This is a genomic window from Umezawaea sp. NPDC059074 (assembly GCF_042738955.1).
Lineage (GTDB): Bacteria > Actinomycetota > Actinomycetes > Mycobacteriales > Pseudonocardiaceae > Umezawaea.
This window is the reverse complement of sequence record NZ_JBHYHC010000071.1, coordinates 1-16500: the sequence shown is the minus strand read 5'-3', so window position 1 is coordinate 16500 and position 16500 is coordinate 1. Positions and strand designations below refer to the sequence as shown.

At 72.7% G+C, this 16500-nt stretch carries 14 protein-coding genes and 2 riboswitches; of the genes, 12 read left to right on the top strand and 2 right to left on the bottom strand.

What is annotated here, in order from left to right; all coding sequences use genetic code 11:
* The first annotated feature begins 57 nt into the window (after positions 1 to 57).
* The 4 genes from ACFWW9_RS28105 to ACFWW9_RS28090 all read left to right on the top strand — a co-directional run bounded on the left by ACFWW9_RS28105 (position 58) and on the right by ACFWW9_RS28090 (position 3510).
* On the top strand, positions 58 to 1026 hold the full coding sequence (locus tag ACFWW9_RS28105; protein WP_390384024.1) for a helix-turn-helix transcriptional regulator: 969 nt from the start codon (positions 58 to 60) through the stop codon (positions 1024 to 1026).
* Between the two features lie 75 nt (positions 1027 to 1101).
* The gene (locus ACFWW9_RS28100) at positions 1102 to 2139 is read left to right on the top strand and encodes an enoyl-CoA hydratase/isomerase family protein (protein ID WP_390384022.1); all 1038 of its coding nucleotides are present in this window, start codon (positions 1102 to 1104) and stop codon (positions 2137 to 2139) included.
* 151 nt (positions 2140 to 2290) lie between these two features.
* Entirely contained in the window at positions 2291 to 2866 is a 576-nt protein-coding gene (locus ACFWW9_RS28095) for an NADPH-dependent FMN reductase (protein WP_390384021.1), read from the top strand.
* Positions 2867 to 2913: 47 nt separating this feature from the next.
* Positions 2914 to 3510, top strand: coding sequence for a TetR/AcrR family transcriptional regulator (locus ACFWW9_RS28090; RefSeq protein WP_390384019.1), 597 nt, complete (start codon positions 2914 to 2916; stop codon positions 3508 to 3510).
* Positions 3511 to 3550: 40 nt separating this feature from the next.
* On the opposite strand, the gene ACFWW9_RS28085 is transcribed toward ACFWW9_RS28090, so the two are convergent.
* Positions 3551 to 5659: a M6 family metalloprotease domain-containing protein gene (locus ACFWW9_RS28085; RefSeq protein ID WP_390384017.1), complete on the bottom strand. Its 2109-nt coding sequence runs from the start codon at positions 5657 to 5659 to the stop codon at positions 3551 to 3553.
* 186 nt (positions 5660 to 5845) lie between these two features.
* Positions 5846 to 6850: a prenyltransferase/squalene oxidase repeat-containing protein gene (locus ACFWW9_RS28080; RefSeq protein ID WP_390384015.1), complete on the bottom strand. Its 1005-nt coding sequence runs from the start codon at positions 6848 to 6850 to the stop codon at positions 5846 to 5848.
* Positions 6851 to 6883: 33 nt separating this feature from the next.
* Positions 6884 to 7022, bottom strand: a riboswitch (cobalamin riboswitch).
* A 146-nt stretch (positions 7023 to 7168) separates the two neighbouring features.
* Positions 7169 to 7237: riboswitch (cobalamin riboswitch) on the top strand.
* A gap of 96 nt (positions 7238 to 7333) precedes the next feature.
* Here ACFWW9_RS28080 and ACFWW9_RS28075 point away from each other — a divergent pair.
* The 8 genes from ACFWW9_RS28075 to ACFWW9_RS28040 form a co-directional block, all read left to right on the top strand.
* Entirely contained in the window at positions 7334 to 9793 is a 2460-nt protein-coding gene (locus ACFWW9_RS28075) for a hypothetical protein (RefSeq protein WP_390384013.1), read from the top strand.
* Positions 9790 to 10644, top strand: coding sequence for an ABC transporter substrate-binding protein (locus ACFWW9_RS28070; protein ID WP_390384011.1), 855 nt, complete (start codon positions 9790 to 9792; stop codon positions 10642 to 10644). The genes ACFWW9_RS28075 and ACFWW9_RS28070 overlap by 4 nt, the downstream gene beginning before the upstream one ends.
* Positions 10641 to 11555, top strand: a complete 915-nt coding sequence (locus tag ACFWW9_RS28065) for an ABC transporter substrate-binding protein (protein ID WP_390384009.1) — start codon at positions 10641 to 10643, stop codon at positions 11553 to 11555. Before ACFWW9_RS28070 ends, ACFWW9_RS28065 begins: the two co-directional genes overlap by 4 nt.
* A complete protein-coding gene (locus ACFWW9_RS28060) occupies positions 11555 to 12667 on the top strand; it encodes an energy-coupling factor transporter transmembrane component T (protein ID WP_390384008.1) in 1113 nt (370 codons plus the stop codon). Before ACFWW9_RS28065 ends, ACFWW9_RS28060 begins: the two co-directional genes overlap by 1 nt.
* Entirely contained in the window at positions 12664 to 14247 is a 1584-nt protein-coding gene (locus ACFWW9_RS28055) for an ABC transporter ATP-binding protein (protein ID WP_390384006.1), read from the top strand. Before ACFWW9_RS28060 ends, ACFWW9_RS28055 begins: the two co-directional genes overlap by 4 nt.
* Positions 14244 to 15059: an ECF transporter S component gene (locus tag ACFWW9_RS28050; RefSeq protein WP_390384004.1), complete on the top strand. Its 816-nt coding sequence runs from the start codon at positions 14244 to 14246 to the stop codon at positions 15057 to 15059. Before ACFWW9_RS28055 ends, ACFWW9_RS28050 begins: the two co-directional genes overlap by 4 nt.
* Positions 15060 to 15134: 75 nt before the next feature.
* Positions 15135 to 16184 (top strand): hypothetical protein, encoded by a 1050-nt coding sequence (locus ACFWW9_RS28045; protein WP_390384002.1) that lies wholly within the window; start codon positions 15135 to 15137, stop codon positions 16182 to 16184.
* A 75-nt stretch (positions 16185 to 16259) separates the two neighbouring features.
* Positions 16260 to 16500 (top strand): AAA family ATPase (locus ACFWW9_RS28040; RefSeq protein ID WP_390384000.1); only part of this gene is annotated, 241 nt, incomplete at its 3' end.

The following is a 16500-nucleotide window of genomic DNA, read 5'->3' as shown; positions in this document are numbered from 1 at the left end:
TCGATCTTCTCGGCGAATCACGACATCCTCTGTCGGGTATTCCGCTAGGTTTTCCGGGTGCGCGCCGACCGGTTGGTCTCGCTGGTGTTGTTGCTGCGCCAGCGCGGCAGGCTGACCGCGGACGTGCTGGCCCGAGAGCTGGAGGTGTCGACGCGGACGGTGCTGCGCGACATCGAGGCTCTGTCGGCGGCGGGCGTCCCGGTCCACTCCGAACGCGGTCGGCACGGCGGGTTCGCGCTGCTGCCCGGTTTCCGGACCGAGTTGACCGGGCTGAACCACGACGAGGCCCTGGCGTTGCTGACCTCGGGATCGGGGCGCGGCGAGCAGGTGTTCGGCCTCGGCTCGGCGCTCGCGTCGGCCCTGCGCAAGGTGGTCGACGCGCTGCCCGAGGGGCATCGGGCCACCGCGAGCGACGCGGCCGGTCGGTTCCTCGTCGAGCCGGAGACCGACCTGCTCTCGCGCAGGCGGACCACCGAGGACGTGCCCGCCGCGGTGATGACCGAGGTCCGGCGCGCGGTGCTCGCCGGGCGCCGGCTCCGCATCCACTACGCGGCCGCCGGTCATGAACCGGTGTGGCGGACCGTGGACCCTCTCGGCCTGGTGACCGTGCGAGACCGGGGCTACCTGCTGGCCACACGGGCCGGAGCGGACCGCACCTACCGCCTGACGCGCGTGCTGGCGGCAGAGGAACTCCCCGAACCGGCGTCGCGACCGGCCGGGGTGGACCTGGACCGCCTCTGGCGCGACCGCTGCGCGCGGTTCCTGGCCGACGGCCACCTCACCGTGCTGGTGCTGGTGACCCCGGCGCGGCGGGAGGACCTGCTGAGGACCGCGGTGGCCGTGCGCGCCGAGGAGGCCGAGGCCGACGGCAGGCTGCGGCTGGAGGTGACCTTCCAGGACGCCTGGCACGCCGAGTGGGCGTTGTGGCAGCTCGGCGCGGCAGCGGAAGCCCTTGCCCCGCGGTCGTTGCGCGCGTCCCTGCACGCCCGCGCCGCCGCGCTCGCCGCCCGGTACGCGGGCGGGTGACGGATGTCTCGGTCCACCAGATAGTCGGACGTCCTACTATGCGGTGACCCGAACAACCGAGGCAGGAGCAGCCCGATGGAGCCCGACGACGTCCTCCTGAGGCGAGAGGGCGGCCTCGGCCGCATCGTCCTCAACCGCCCCCGCGCGATCAACGCCCTCACCCACGGCATGGTCACGGCGATCGACGCCGCCCTGACGGCGTGGGCCGTGGACGACTCGGTGCACGCCGTCGTCCTCACCGGCGCGGGCGAGCGGGGCCTGTGCGCGGGCGGCGACATCCGCGGCATCCACGCCGACATCCGCGCGGGCGGCACCGCGTCAGCGGACTTCTGGCGGGCCGAGTACCTCCTCAACGCCTTCATCGCCCGCTACCCCAAGCCCTACGTGGCGATCATGGACGGCATCGTCATGGGCGGCGGTGTCGGCGTGTCGGCCCACGGCGATGTCCGCGTGGTCACCGAACGCACCGCGCTCGCCATGCCGGAGGTCGGCATCGGCCTCGTGCCGGACGTCGGCGGCACCTACCTGCTGTCCCGTGCGCCGGGTGAGTTGGGCACGCACCTGGCGTTGACCGCGGCCGTGGTCGGGGCGGGCGACGCGGTGGCGTGCGGCCTCGCCGACCACTTCGTGCCCACCGAGCACCTGGCCGCCTTCGTCGACGCGCTGGCCGAAGGGGTCGACGGCGCCGTTCGCGCCTTCGCCGGGCCCGTACCCGCCGCGGAAATCGCGGGGGAGCGGGAGTGGATCGACGAGTGCTACGCCGCCGACACCGTCGAGGAGATCCTCGACCGGCTCCGCGACCACGGCTCGCCGGAGGCGAAGGACGCCGCCGAGCGGATCCTGGGCAAGTCGCCCACCGCCGTGAAGGTGACGCTGCGGGCGTTGCGCCGGGCCCGTGACCTGCCGTCGTTGGAGGACGTGCTGGTCCAGGAGTACCGGGTCTCCACGGCGTGCCTGCGGTCCCCGGACCTGGTCGAGGGCATCCGCGCCCAGGTCGTCGACAAGGATCGCAATCCGCGCTGGAACCCGTCCGCGCTGGAGGAGGTCGCCGACGAGACCGTCGAGGCCTTCTTCGCCCCGCTCGGTGGCCGCGACCTGGAGGTGCGCCGCTGAGAGTGTGACCCCCCTCATGCCGGGAAGGTAAACGGGGTACGGTCCGTTTAAGCTGTCGTGGTGCTCGCGGCGGCCGGACCGGCTCCGTGGCTCCCACCGTCCACAACGGACGCGCACGAGGCAGAACCACTACAGGAGCAGGGGAATCACGATGACCCGCATCGGCATCATCATCGGCAGCACCCGTCCGGGGCGCAACGGCGAGCAGGTCGCGCACTGGGTGCACGAGCAGGCCTCGCGGCGCACGGACGCCACGTTCGAGCTGGTCGACCTCGCCGACTACCCGCTGCCCCACCTCGACGAGCCGATGTCGGCCGTGATGGGGCAGTACCAGAACGACCACACGAAGGACTGGGCGGCGGTCATCGGCTCGTTCGACGGGTTCGTGATGGTGACGCCGGAGTACAACCACTCCACGTCGGGCGTCCTGAAGAACGCCATCGACTACCTGTACGCGGAGTGGAACGACAAGGCCGTCGGGTTCGTGTCCTACGGCGCGGTCGGCGGCGTGCGCGCCGTCGAGCACCTGCGGCTGGTCGCGGGCGAGCTGAAGCTGGCGGACGTGAAGACCAACGTCGCGCTCTCGATGTACTACGACTTCGAGGAGTTCCGCCGCCTGGCGCCCTCCGAGGTGCAGACCGGCGCGCTCACCAGGATGCTCGACGAGCTGATCACGTGGACCACCGCGCTGGCCCCGCTGCGCGCGAAGGCGGTCGCCGCGGTCTGACCCGGCCGCGGTCGTGCGGGCCGGGGCCCGCGGTTACGGTTGTCGGCGTGGAACCGATCTCCCTTGGCCGTCCGCGTGAAGAGCGGTCCGACGCGGTGCGCAACCGGGCGCACCTGATCGAGGTCGCCCGGCTGATGGTGGACGAGCTCGGCGTCGACAAGGTGACCATGGACGGCCTCGCCGAACGGGCGGGTTTGGGCAAGGGCACCGTGTTCCGCCGGTTCGGCACCCGCGCGGGCATCTTTCACGCGCTGTTCGACCGCGAGGAGCAGGAGTTCCAGCAGCGGGTGCTGAGCGGACCGCCCCCGCTGGGTCCCGGCGCGCCCGCCGTCGACCGCCTGGTCGAGTACGGCCGGGCGCGCGTGGAGTTCCTCGTGCGGCACCTCGCGCTCGCGAGGGCGGCCATCGCTCCGGGACAGCCCGTGCCGTCCGGCCCCAGCCCGTCGCAGTTCCACGTTCAGGTGTTGCTGCGCGAGGCCTGCCCGGACGTCACCGAGATCGGCACCCTGGCGCTCCAGCTCACCGCCGCGCTCGAATACCCGATCGTGCTGCACCTCAGCGCGCCCGAGGGCTCCGGCCCGTCTCCGGTGCCGGAGCACCTGGCGGACACGTGGAAGATCCTCGTCGACCGCCTCTGCCGCTGAGGGAACGCGGGCGCGACCAAGCGCCCGCGTTCCCCGGCGACTACTTCCCGACCACCGTGCAGGAGGCGGTCGCGGTCTTGGTCGGGTCGCTCTCCGAGGTGGCCGTGAGGGTCACCGTCGACACCGCCGCGCCGCCGTCCCGCTTGGCGTGCACCGGCACCTCCACCTGACTGCCGAACTTCGCCGTGGCCAGGGCGTTGGGCACCGACACGGACCACCCGGCCTGCGCCTTGGCCGACACCCGGTACACGTCGTTGCCCAGGTACTGGCCGACGGGTTCCGGGTGCTGCCCGGCCGGTGGAGCGTCGCGGCCGGTGTTGACCAGCGGGAACTTGCACGTGGCCACGCCGTCCGCGCCGACCCGGCCGGTCGCGGGCTGCACCCGCACGCCCCGCCGCTGCGGGCCCGCCCCGTCCAGCGACTTGACGGCCACCGTGTAGGACAGGACGCCCTGGCGGTCGCGCTGCACGTCCAGCACGTAGAAGTGCAGCCGGTTGGCCTGGTCGACGTACTCGTACTCGCTGCCCGAGTTCGTGCCCGCGTGGAAGAGGGCGTCCGCGAGCTGCCGGTAGTCGCCGACCGTGATCGGCACCCTGGTCCCGTCCGGCAGCACGTAGTCGGTCATGCCGATGTCCTGCGGGTTGGCGTCCACCACCCACGCGAACGGGGCCTGGTCCTCGTTCTTCGTCTTGGCCAGCAGCACGCCCGCGTCCGGCGTGAACGAGTCCACGCCCATCCGGTCCACGACCTCGACCGTGTAGTTCTGGTAGCCGCGGCCGTCGCAGAACGGATCGGTCCGCACGTCGCAGGCCGGTGCGAGGTCACCGGTGCCCAGCGCGATGTTCACGCCCGACAGCCCGGTCGCGCCCGGTTGGACGGTGCGGGCGGTGACCTTGGCGACGATCACCCCGGAGGCGGCCAGCGCCTCCCGCGACAGGCGCAGCACGTTGCGCTCGTCGACGATGCCGAGCTTGATCTTGTTGCGCAGCATGTGCTGCGCGCCCATCGACCCGCCCGCCGTCGCCGGGATCACCCACCGCGAGTGCGGGCCGCCCGGACCGTTGAACGAGCCGCGCGACAGCATGTCCCAGATGCCGTTGTAGTCGCGGCGAGGTGGGGTGCCGTACGGGTTGTTGTAGTTGTCGCCGATGCCGAGCAGGTGGCTCAACTCGTGCGCGTACACGCCCTGGCCGGAACTCTCGGCCTGCGTGGACGACCCGCCGCCCGCGTTGGGCCAGATGCTCGACCCCGCGGCCCACGACGTCCAGTCCACGTACCGGGTGCGCGACCAGTTCGGCAGGGCGGGATCGGGCGGGCCGAAGTCGTCGGTCACGTCCTCCTTGGTCGGGAACTTCATCATCCCGAACTCCTGCCACGTCCCGGACTCGTCCTGGCCCGCCGACAGGAAGTACACGAAGTCGAAGCCCTTGGGCACCTCCGCGCCGACGTCCGCCAGCCACGCGGCGTTCCCATCGGTGCGGATGTTGCGGTTGCACGAGTCGCCCGCCGGGCAGCCCGTGCCGCCCTGGAACTCCATCGCGTACTCGTGGTCCTTGCCCGGCATCGTGTACGGGCCGAACCCGGTCAGGTCGACGCCGTAGCGCCCGCCGGAGTCCTCCATCCAGTACTCGTTCACGGTGTGGCCGCGGTTGAGGGTGTTCGGCTTGTTGAGGAAGTCCTGGTAGAACCGGGCGACCTGGTCGCGCGGCACGCCGCTGGCCTCCGCGCTGGGGTTGCCGAACACGGTCGACTGCTTCGGCTGGGTCACGACGAACGGCTGGTTCGGGTAGTCCAGCAGGACCAGCGCGCCCTTGAAGTTGCGCACCGATCCCTTGACCGACGGGTCGGCCCAGTTCGTGCCGGGGATCTTGCGGTAGTCCGCCTCCCACGTCATGTGGTCGGGGTTGACCCAGTTCTGCGGGTCAACGGGACCGGGGAACCCGGCTTTCGCCGCCACACGGGCGGAATCGCGGGACTCCTGCCACGGCTGCTGCTGCGGCCAGTGGTCGAACTGCCAGTGGTGCAGGGGGTCGTCGAGGGGAGCGGCGGTCACGCTGGAGGTGCCCGCGACGAGCGCGGCGACCGAGAACAGCGTCGTGATCAGCAGTGCGGGGCGCCGAAGCCCACGACGGACAGGTGAGTGGTCCATGCCACCTCCGTGGAGTAGAACCCCTCACGCTAGCCACCGGCGATCACCCGTCGGGCGTTGTCAGTTAACGGAAATCCCCGACGCGCGGTCGGTCCGGCTCCGAGGGCTCCGTCGTGCCTGCCATCCATATGTCCACAAAGGACTTTCCGGGTGGTTTCCCGTGGAAACCACCCGGAAGGTCTTCGCTCACGGGCAGGTCAGGACCGGGGCCTGGGCGACGCCGCCGCCGTTCAGCGACGACAGCGGGACACCCGTCAGGCCGAGGACGGCCTGCGCGGTCGCGCGGGGCGCGGTCGACTGGTCGAACCCGGTCGCGTCGTAGGCGATCGCGCCGCGGTCCGCCACGGCGCCCGCGCAGCCGACCTGCAACGACCGGAGGAACTGCCGTGCCTTGACCGCGGCCACCGGGCGGTGGCCGGCGAGCGCCTCGGCGGCGAGGCCGGTGCTGTTCGCGTTCGACGCGCCGGCGCCGACGCCGAAGCCGCCGTCGGTGTGCTGCTGGGTGACGAGCCACCCCGTGCCCTCGGCGGCGTTCACCGTGTCGCCGGTGGCGCGCAACGCCTGCACGACCATCGCGGTCGAGTCCACGTCACTGGCGCACGGGGTCGCGCCGAACGTGAGCGGGAAACCCCCGTCGGGGCACTGGGTGCCCGCGAGGAACGCCACGGCGGTCGCGGGCGCGCCCGACGGCGTGCGGTCGAGGGCCAGCAGCGCGAGCGACTGGGTGAAGGCGTTGCTGTAGTCGCCGAAGTCGGAGCGGTCGGAGAACCGGCCGGACGGCGTGAGCAGGGAGAGCAGGCCCGCCTTGAGGTCGACGCCGCCGAACGACGCCGGGTCCTTGCCGCGGACCTGCGCGGCGAGCATCAGCTTGGCGTGCGCTCCCGCGTAGGCCTCGGTGCCGCCGCCGACGTACCCGGCGGTGACCTCCGGCCTCGCCAGCCAGGTGATCGCCTTGCCCGCGTTGGTGTTCGACGTCCGCGAGGCGGCGAACGCGAAGATCGCGTCGATCGTCAAGCCCTGGTCGGGGTACTTCACCCCGCCGAACTCGACCTCGAACCGTTCACCGTCGACCAGTTGCCGGGCGAGCCACCCGGAGGCGGCGTCGGCCTTGGTCGTGGTGGCGGTCGCCGTTGGGGCGGCCACCAGGCCGAAACCGCACAGCAGGGCGACAGCGAGCGCCAAACGTCTCATGAGGAACCTTTCCCGCACTTCCACGACAGGAGTTGGTGGATCACCGCGCGGGGCGGGTAACCGGGCTCGCCCCCGGAGGGGCACACCGTTGCGGGTCAGCGCCGGGCTCTCACCGGACTTCCCCCGCTCCGCGCTGAATGGAGTTGGACGGACCACAGGCTCTCATCCCACCGGCCGGAAGAGTCGGGCGAGTGCTTCGGGAACCCGCACCACGTCCGCGTTGTGATGTCCGCAACCGACTCCGTCGGCGGTGCCGTTCGGCGGAAACCGGGTGTTAGCCTCGGCCGCCACCACAACTGAACACCGCCACCCGTGCAGGGGAAGCCGGTCGAAATCCGGCGCTGTCGCGCAACCGTGGGCCACGTTCCTGTGGCGAGTCGGGTTACCGCGCGGGTGGCTGAACCGTCCAACCCGCTGTCGCGATGAGCAGGGGTGACTTCGGCGTTCCGCGCCTGTCCTCCTCGTGCCGCAAAGGAGGAGAGCATGCGTCGTCGCCGGATCGGGGCGGCACTGGCGTTCGCCACCGCCGCTGGCCTGGTCGCCGCCCTCGTCGCGGGCACGGCCGTCGCCGCCGGTGATCGCGCCGCGGCCCGCTCGAACTCCCGGTGGCTCGCCTCGAAGCTCGCGCCGGACGGCACGCTGGAGAACCCCAACGGGGGCTCGCTGCCGGACTACGGCCTGATGCTCGACGTGCTGTTCGCGCTGCACGCGTCCGGCGACGGGGCGCTCGCCGCGCCCGTCGTCGACTACCTGGACGACAAGGGCCACGCGACCGACTACTACACGTGGGACGCCCTGGTCCCGGACTCCGGGTTCGACGCCATCATCGTCGGTGGCGCGGCCGCGAAGGTGCTGGTCGCCGCGCAGATCGCCGGACGCGACCCGCACAGGTTCGACGGCCACGACATGGTCGCCGAGACCCGTGACTCGATCCGGCGGTCCGGCCCGGACAAGGGCCGGATCAGCGACTACTCGAAGAACCCCGACTTCGCCGACTTCGTCACCAACAACGCCAACATGTTCGGCCAGGCGCTCGGCGTGATCGGCTTGGCCGCGGCGGGGGAGAACGACCGGCTCGCCCTCGACACGATGCTCACGCAGCAGTGCTCCGAGGGGTACTTCCGGATCTTCTTCGGGTACATCCCGACGACCGAGACCGGCGACCACGTCACCCCGAACGGCTACAAGGTCTCGACGTGCGACGAGGGCAAACCCTTCGACCTGTCCTCGCCGGACGGCGATACGACCGGCCTCGCGCTGTCGGCGATGCTGGCCGCGAAACGCGCCGGGGCCGAAGGGCTCGACGAGCCGATCGGCCGGACGGTCTCGTGGCTCACCGCGCACCAGACCGCGAGCGGTGGTTGGGGCGGCGGCGTCGGCACCGAGGCGGCGAACACCAACAGCACCGGCCTGATCGTGCAGGCGCTCGCCGACGCGGGCGGCTCCGACAGCGCGGTCGACCGCGGCGTCGGCTACCTCAAGTCCGCGCAGGCCACCGCCGAGGCCGACGGGGGCACCTCCCTCGCGGGCGAACTCGGCGCGATCGCCTACAACCCCGGCGCGTACACGGCCGCGCGCGCCACCGGCATCAGCGGGCTCGACACGTGGCTCCGCGCGAGCGCCCAAGCGTCGCTCGGCCTGTCCCAGGTCGGGTGGTACGCGCTCGCCAGGGGCGAGATGCCCGAGGAGCCGTCCACCACCGGCACCACGACGACCACGACCGGTTCGTCGACCACCACGACTTCCGCGGAAGCCACGACCGCCACGAGGACGGTGACCGTCGTCCCCGCGCCCCGGACCATCGCGGGCGCCAAGGCGCAGGTGGTCCAGCCGACGTCGTCCACGGTCCGCCCGAGCACCACGACACCCGGCGCGAGGCTCGGCGCGTACCTGGCGAACCGGGTGGTGAACGGCGACCACGTCGAGGTCACCGAGGACGGCAAGACGTACGTGGACTACGACGCCACGGCCGACCTGGTGCTCGCGTTGCGCGCCTTGGGCGAGCAGCCCGAGACGGTCGCGCGGGCCACGGACTTCCTCCTCGGCCCGGACGCGGTCCAGGCCTACGCCCACGGAGCGCCCTACGAGCAGGGGTCCGCCGCCTACGCCGAACCGCTGGCCAAGCTCGTGGTCGTCGCGCAGTTCGCGCGGGCGGACGACCTCGCGGCCCGGTTGCGCGGCGACCTGGTGGCGTTGCGCGGCGAGGACGGCAGGTTCACCGACCGGGGCGCGTTCGCCGACGCGGACGACACGACCGCACGGCACGCGTGGGCGCTGCTCGCCACCGCGGGCGATCCCGGCGTCGCCGTGGACGTGCTGCTGGCGGCCCAGTGCGCCGACGGCACGTTCCCCGAGCACCTCGGCGACGGGAAGTGCGCGTCCGGCGACCTCGCGGCGACGGCCGCCGCCGTGACGGCGCTGAACGCGAGGCCGCACACCGAGAGCACCGCTCCGGTGGACTGGTCTCCCCAGCGGCTCAAGGGTTTCCTCTCGGCAGTGACCGCGCTCAGCACGAGGCCGGCGTCCGGCGAGTTCGACGTCCCGGTGGCCGCCGCGGTCGCCGCCGCCCGGCAGGTGGCCGGGCTGGACGCCAGCGACACCGCGCGGACGTTGGGGGAGCTGGTGCTCGCGGACGGCGGCCTCGCGCGGGGATCGGCCGCCGCGAGCGACGGCCGGACCGACTTCGCCACGAGCCTCGCCGCCGCCCAGGGCGTCGCGGGCCGGTCGTGGCTCAGCGCGGCGTCGTCCCCGCTGTCGCCCGCCGTTCGACTGCCGCTCGCCGACGTCAAGACGGCCGACCCCCAGCCCGTGGCGGCGGCGTTCCCGACGCCGCCGTGGCTGGTCTGGGCGCTCTCCGGGTTCGGAGCGGCGCTGCTCGCCATCGCCTTCCTGCTCGTCCTCGTTCTCCGCCGCGTGATCAAGACCAAGGGGGTCGCACCGTGAGAAAGCTCGTCGCCGCCGTGTCCGTCCTGATCGGACTGTCGATCGCCGTTCCCGCGCCCGCGCAGGCCTACGACCCCACCAAGGGGTACAACGGCGTCTGCACCGGGGCCGACGCGCTGACCGGTGTCACCGTCGTGATCGACTTCCAGGAGCTGGACGGCAACGGCGGCACCGCCGCGCCCACCCTCACCCGCTGCTCGCCCAACGCCAACCCCGGCACGGACCGCACGGGCGTGAAGGCGTTGCAGGACGCGGGGATCGTCGTCGCGGGCACCGTGCGGTGGGGCCTCGGGTTCCTCTGCCGCCTGGAAGGCCGTCCGTCGGCCACCGAGACCCTCCCGCTGACCGGCAGCCCGACCTACAAGGAGGCGTGCGTCAACACCCCGCCCGCGGGCGCGTACTGGGGTTACTGGCACGCCAACGGCTCCGGCTCCACCTGGACGTACAGCAGCTTCGGCGCGTCGAACCGCAACGTGGTCCCCGGCGGGTTCGAGGGCTGGTCGTTCTCGCTGAACAAGACGTCGACCACCAACCCGGTGCCGGGCGTGACGCCGACCAACCCGGCCGTGAACGCCAACAACCCCACGATCGGCCTGTCCGTCAACGACCTGGACCGCAAGATCACCCTCGGCCAGTCCACGTCGCTGACCTGGACGTCGACCAACGCCACCGGCATCACCGCGAACTCGGTGACCCCGGCGAGCGGTGGCGGCGCCTGGTCCGGGTCGCGCACGGTGCCCGGCGGCACGCTGACCATCACGCCGACCGCCACGGGCACGTACGTCTACACGATCGCGGCGACGGGCAACGGGGTGACGGTGTACTCCAGCGCGACGCTGACCGTCCAATGAGGAGGGTCGTCGCCCTGGTGGCGGCGGTCTTCCTGATGGCCGCGCCGCCCGCGCGGGCGATCGACCAGACCAAGGGGTATCCGGGCTTCTGCAAGGACGCCGTCGGGGTCACGGTCGTCGTCGACTTCCAGCAGCTCGGCGGGACCACCATCGTGCGGTGCGACCCGCGGACCACGCGGGGCACCGGGCTGGACGCGCTCAAGGGCGCGGGCTTCCAGATCGCCGGGGTGCAGCGGTGGGGCGAGGCGTTCGTCTGCCGCGTCGAGAACCGGCCGTCCGCGGCCGAGGTCGTCCCGGTCACGGGCCGGGACCAGTACCGCGAGACGTGCGTCGACACGCCTCCGGCCGCCGCGTACTGGTCGTACTGGCACGCGGGCAACAACTGCGCGTGGGACTACAGCCAGTGGGGCGTGAAGAACCGCGACTTCATCCCCGGCGGGTTCGAGGGCTGGTCGTTCTCGTTGAACGCCACCGCCGACACCAACCCGGTGCCGCGGATCGCCGCCGTGCGGCCGGGCACCGAGAACCAGGCGTGCGACGGCCGTGAGGAGCCCAAGCCGTCGACCGACGACCCGAACGAGCAGCAACGGCCCCAAGCTCCCGCGAGCGACACCACGGTCGTGCTCGGCGACCCCGGAACGCCGGTCGCCGAACCGACGACCAGCGCAGGTGCCCCGTCGGGTGCCCTCCCACCGCCGAAACCCCGGCCGAGCGCGGCGGAACGGCCGAAGGCCAAGGACCCGTCCGGCAACGTGGCCTTCACCGGAGGTGAGGCCGCCGAGGACGTCACCGAGGTGATCAAGCGCCAGGCCGGGGCGAGCGACCTCGCGCCGTGGGCGGCCGGGGCGGCCGTGCTGGCGCTGTGCGTCGCCGGGTTCCTGGTCGCCCGCAAGCGCGCCCGCCGACCGTGATGACGTCGTACTTCCTGCCGCGCGACCTGCACCCGGCCGCGTGGTGGGTGTGGGCGCTCGGCCTCGCGGTCGCGGCGACCCGCACCACGAACCCGTGGCTGCTGCTGACGATCGTCGCGGTGGCGGGCTTCGTCGTCGTGGCGCGGCGGACCGAGGCCCCGTGGGCGCTGGCGTTCCGGATGTACCTGGTGCTGGGCGCGACGATCGTGCTGATCAGGGTGTTCTTCCGGCTCGTGTTCGGCGGCGCGGAGGGCTCGACGATCGTCCTGCGGCTGCCGGAGATCCCGCTGCCGGAGTGGGCGGCGGGGATCCGGCTGTTCGGCGACGTGTCCGCCGAGTCGCTGCTGGGCGGGCTCTACGACGGGCTGCGGCTGGCCACGATGATCATCTGCCTCGGCGCGGCCAACGCGCTGGCGAATCCCAAGCGGCTGCTCAAGGCCATGCCGCCCGCGCTGTACGAGGTGGGCACGGCGGTGATCGTCGCGCTGTCGGTGTTCCCGCAGCTCGCCGAGAGCGTGCAGCGGGTCCGGCGCGCCCGGAAGCTGCGCGGCGGGTCCGGGACGCGGCTGAAGGCGTTGCACGCCATCGTGATCCCCGTCCTGGAGGACGCGCTGTCCCGTTCGTTGCAGCTCGCCGCGTCCATGGACTCGCGCGGCTACGGGCGTGCCGGGCTCGTCGAGGCGCGGGCGCGGCTCGTCACCGGCACGGTGATGGTCGTGGGCTTGATCGGCGTGTGCGTGGGCGTCTACGCGACCCTGGACGGCTCGACACCGCGCTACCTGGCGGGCCCCGTGCTGTCGGCAGGGCTGGTGGTGGCGCTCATCGGGTTCCGGCTCGCGGGCCGCCGCGTCCACCGCACCCGCTACCGGCCCGACCGCTGGCGGCTGCCCGAGGTCGTCGTCGCCGCGAGCGGGATCGGCGTGGCGACCGTGCTGTTCGTGACCTCCGGCGTGGACCCGACGAACCTCAACCCCTCGCTGATCCAGCTGTCCTGGCCGCTGCTGTCGTGGTCACCGCTGCTCGGCGTGCTGCTCGGGGTGCTCCCGGCGTTCCTGACGCCCGCACCGGAGTCCCAGCACGCCGGCCTCGAACAGGAGCAGGCCACCGCATGATCGAGATCGCCCACCTGAGCTTCTGGTACCCCGGCAGGGCCGACCCCGTGCTGCGCGACGTCTCCCTGTCCATCGGCGAAGGCGAACTGGTGCTGTTCGCCGGGCACACCGGCGCGGGCAAGTCCACGCTGCTCGGCGCCGTCAACGGGCTCGTCCCGCACTTCACCGGCGGCCACCTGGAGGGCGACGTGTCGGTCGACGGCGTCTCGACGAGGTCCCGGCCGCCGCGCGAGTTCGCGCACCTCGTGGGGGTCGTGGGTCAGGACCCGTTGGCGGGGTTCGTGACCGACACCGTGGAGGACGAACTGGCCTACGGCATGGAACAGCTCGGGATCGCCGCGCAGGTGATGCGCCGCCGGGTGGAGGAGACCCTGGACCTGTTGGGCATCGCGGACCTCCGGCGGCGGGCGCTGCGGACGTTGTCCGGCGGCCAGCAGCAGCGGGTGGCGATCGGCGCCGTGCTGACCACGCACCCGAAGGTGCTCGTGCTGGACGAGCCGACGTCCGCGCTGGACCCGACGGCGGCCGAGGACGTGCTGGCGACGCTGGCCCGGCTGGTGCACGACCTCGGCACGACCGTGCTGATGGCGGAACACCGGATGGAGCGGGTGATCCCGTTCGCCGACCGGATGGTCCACGTGTCGGGCGACGGTTCGGTGGTCGACGGCACGCCGCCGGAGGTGTTGCGGGACATGCCGATCGCGCCGCCGATCGTCCACCTGGGACGGTGGGCGGGCTGGGACCCGCTGCCGATGACCGTGCGCGACGCCCGCCGCCGCGCGGTCTCGGTGACGCTCGGCCCGCCGCCGATTCGGGCCGAGGTCGTGGGGGAGACGGTCCTGTCCGCGTCGGGTGTGGTGGTGCGGTACGGGCCGAAGGTGGCCGTGCGGGACGTCGACCTCGACCTGCGCGCGGGGGAGGTGCTGGCGATGATGGGCCGCAACGGTTCCGGCAAGTCCTCGCTGCTGTGGGCGGTGCAGGGATCCGGTCCACGGCAGGGCGGCGAGGTCCGCGTCGGCGGCAGCGATCCGCGGGAGCTGGGCAGCGCGGAGGCGCGCAAGCTCGTCGGGATGGTGCCGCAGACCGCGAGCGACCTGCTGTACCTGCAAACCGTCTCCGATGAGTGCGCCGCGGCCGATGCCGAGTCCGACGCTCCACCCGGCCGGTGTCGAGGCCTGCTCGACCGGCTCGCCCCCGGCATCGACCCCGCCGCGCACCCGCGTGACCTGTCCGAGGGGCAACGCCTCGCACTCGTGCTCGCGGTGCAGTTGTCGGCCGCGCCGCGGATCATGCTGCTCGACGAGCCGACCCGTGGCCTCGACTACAGCGCCAAGGCGGCCCTGGCCAGGATGATCGCCACCCTGACGGCCGAGGGGCGGGCGGTCGTCGTTGCCACGCACGACGTCGAGTTCGTCGCCACGATCGCCCACCGCGTGATGGTCCTGGCCGAGGGCGAGATCGTCTCCGACGGCCCCACGGCCGAGGTCCTGGGCGGGTCGCCCGCGTTCGCCACGCAGATCGCGAAGATCCTCGGCGAACCATGGCTCACCGTGGACGACGTGCTGGCGGTGCGGCGGTGAAGCCCGCCGTGCGGTTGGGCGCGCGGTCGGCGGTCGTGCTGACGATCGCGTCGGTCGCGTCGCTGATGATGTTCGTCTGGCCGCTGCTCGTGCGGGTCGAACCGCAGTCGATGCAGCACGGGCCGGACGCGCCGTTCGTGTTCATCGGCATCCTGCCCGTCCTGATCGTCGTGGTGCTCGCGGAGCTGTCCGAGGGCGGCATGGACTCCAAGGCGCTGGCGATGCTCGGCGTGCTGTCCGCGGTGAACGCGGCCCTGCGCCCGCTCGGCGCGGGCACGGCGGGCATCGAGACCGTGTTCTTCCTGCTGGTGCTGGCGGGCCGCGTCTTCGGCCCCGGCTTCGGCTACGTGCTGGGCTGCACGTCCCTGTTCGCCTCCGCGCTGCTGACCGCGGGCGTCGGCCCGTGGCTGCCGTTCCAGATGATGTGCTCGGCGTGGATCGGCATGGGCGCGGGCCTGCTGCCACGCCGGGTCACCGGCAAGGCCGAGATCGCCATGCTGGTCGGCTACGGGATCGTGGTGGCGTACCTGTTCGGCTTCCTGATGAACCTGTGGTTCTGGCCGTTCATCACCAACGCCGAGGTCCCGTACCACACGGGCCACATCTCCTACGTCCCCGGCGCGCCGCTCTGGGACAACCTGCACCGCTTCGCGGTCTTCACCCTCCTCACCTCCACAGCGGGCTGGGACACCGGCCGAGCCATCACCAACACAGCCGCCATCCTCGCTCTCGGGCCCGCCGTGCTGGCCACCCTTCGCCGTGCCTCGCACAAGGCGTCCTACGGCGAACTCCCGACCTTCGCGGGCCGGTGACCGGTCCACGCAGCCCCTTCGGCCCTCGCGCGGAACTCCGGCGACAGGCGGTTCGCCTGCCGGCACCATGCGCGCGTGGACGATCTGGACTTCTTCGCCGACCTGGTGACCACCGGGACCGTGCTCGGCCTTGACCACACCAGCTCCCCGGCCGAGGTCGAGCGGGTGTACGGGCCCGCCGCCACGTACGACGCCCCGTCCGGGCGGATCACGGACGGTGGTCTGGTCGAGTTCGGCTGGTGGGAGGGGCGGGTGACCTACTTCGGCGCGCAGGTGCACCGGTTGGGGCTCGGCGTGGAGCCGGACGACCCGCTGGTCGGCCGGTACGGGTCGTTCCGGTCGGTGCTCGACGTCGACGACCTGCTCGCCGCGGCGCGTGCCCGCGGGTTCACCCCGGAGGAGGCCCCACGGTGGGGCGCGGGCAACGCGGGGTACGCCGAGTACCGCGAGCCCTCGACCGGGGTGGGCGTCCTGTACCTCGTCGATCCGGAGGAGGCGGGGGAACGCGGGCCCGCGGGGCGGGTGGCGAAGATGCTGGGCACCGGAGATGACCGCCGGTCCACCCGGTGGGACGCCGCCGAGCACCGGGCGGTCGCCGCGCGGGTCCGGCACCTGCTGGCGCTCGACGATCCGACGCCGTGGTTGGACCGGCACGAGCCCGCGCCGGAGGAGGAGCGGACGGACTGGTGGCGTCACCTGCGGCTGGTCGTGTCCAACCGCTACGGCGTCGAGCCCGCCGAGGTGGTTCGGCGGTGGCGGCTGCGGACGGGGCTCGACCGGCTCGCCGTCGAGCGAGGGGTCGACACCGAGGCGGAGGCGGCGCTCGCGCTGGCCGGGACGTCGGCCGAGGGGCTGGAACTCGGGATCGCCGACGTGCCGCCGGTGTCGGACGCCGTGGAGCGGTGGCTGGACGCGATGGAGGACGAGCACGCCGCGGCACGGGCGTTGGGCGGGCGGCACCTGGTCGAGGCCGACGAGGTCCGGCGGGCACGGGCGTTGCGCAACCGGATCCACGAGATCGCCGCCCACGCGCCGCACGTCGAGTCCACCGCCCTCGCCGACCGGCTGCGAGCGTGGACGGACCTGAGGCCGCTGCTGCTGGGACCCGCGGAAGGGCGTTGGTGACCCGGCCGCGCGGATGATCGTGGCTACAGTAGGAGTGGCAGGTCAGGGCAACGAAGGGTCGGACGCAACGTGTACGTGTCCAAGGTTCGGCTGCGCAACGTGAAGGGGTTCCACGGCGAGCGCAGCGTCGATCTGGACCTGCGGCGCCCGGACGGCACCCACGCCGGGTGGACGGTCCTCGCGGGCCGCAACGGGTCCGGCAAGACCACGCTGCTGCGGGGGATCGCGCTGGCGCTGGGCGGCCCGTCCATCGCCCGCAACCTGGTGTCCGACTTCGACGACTGGATCTCCGTCGGCGAGTCGGAGGCGACCACCG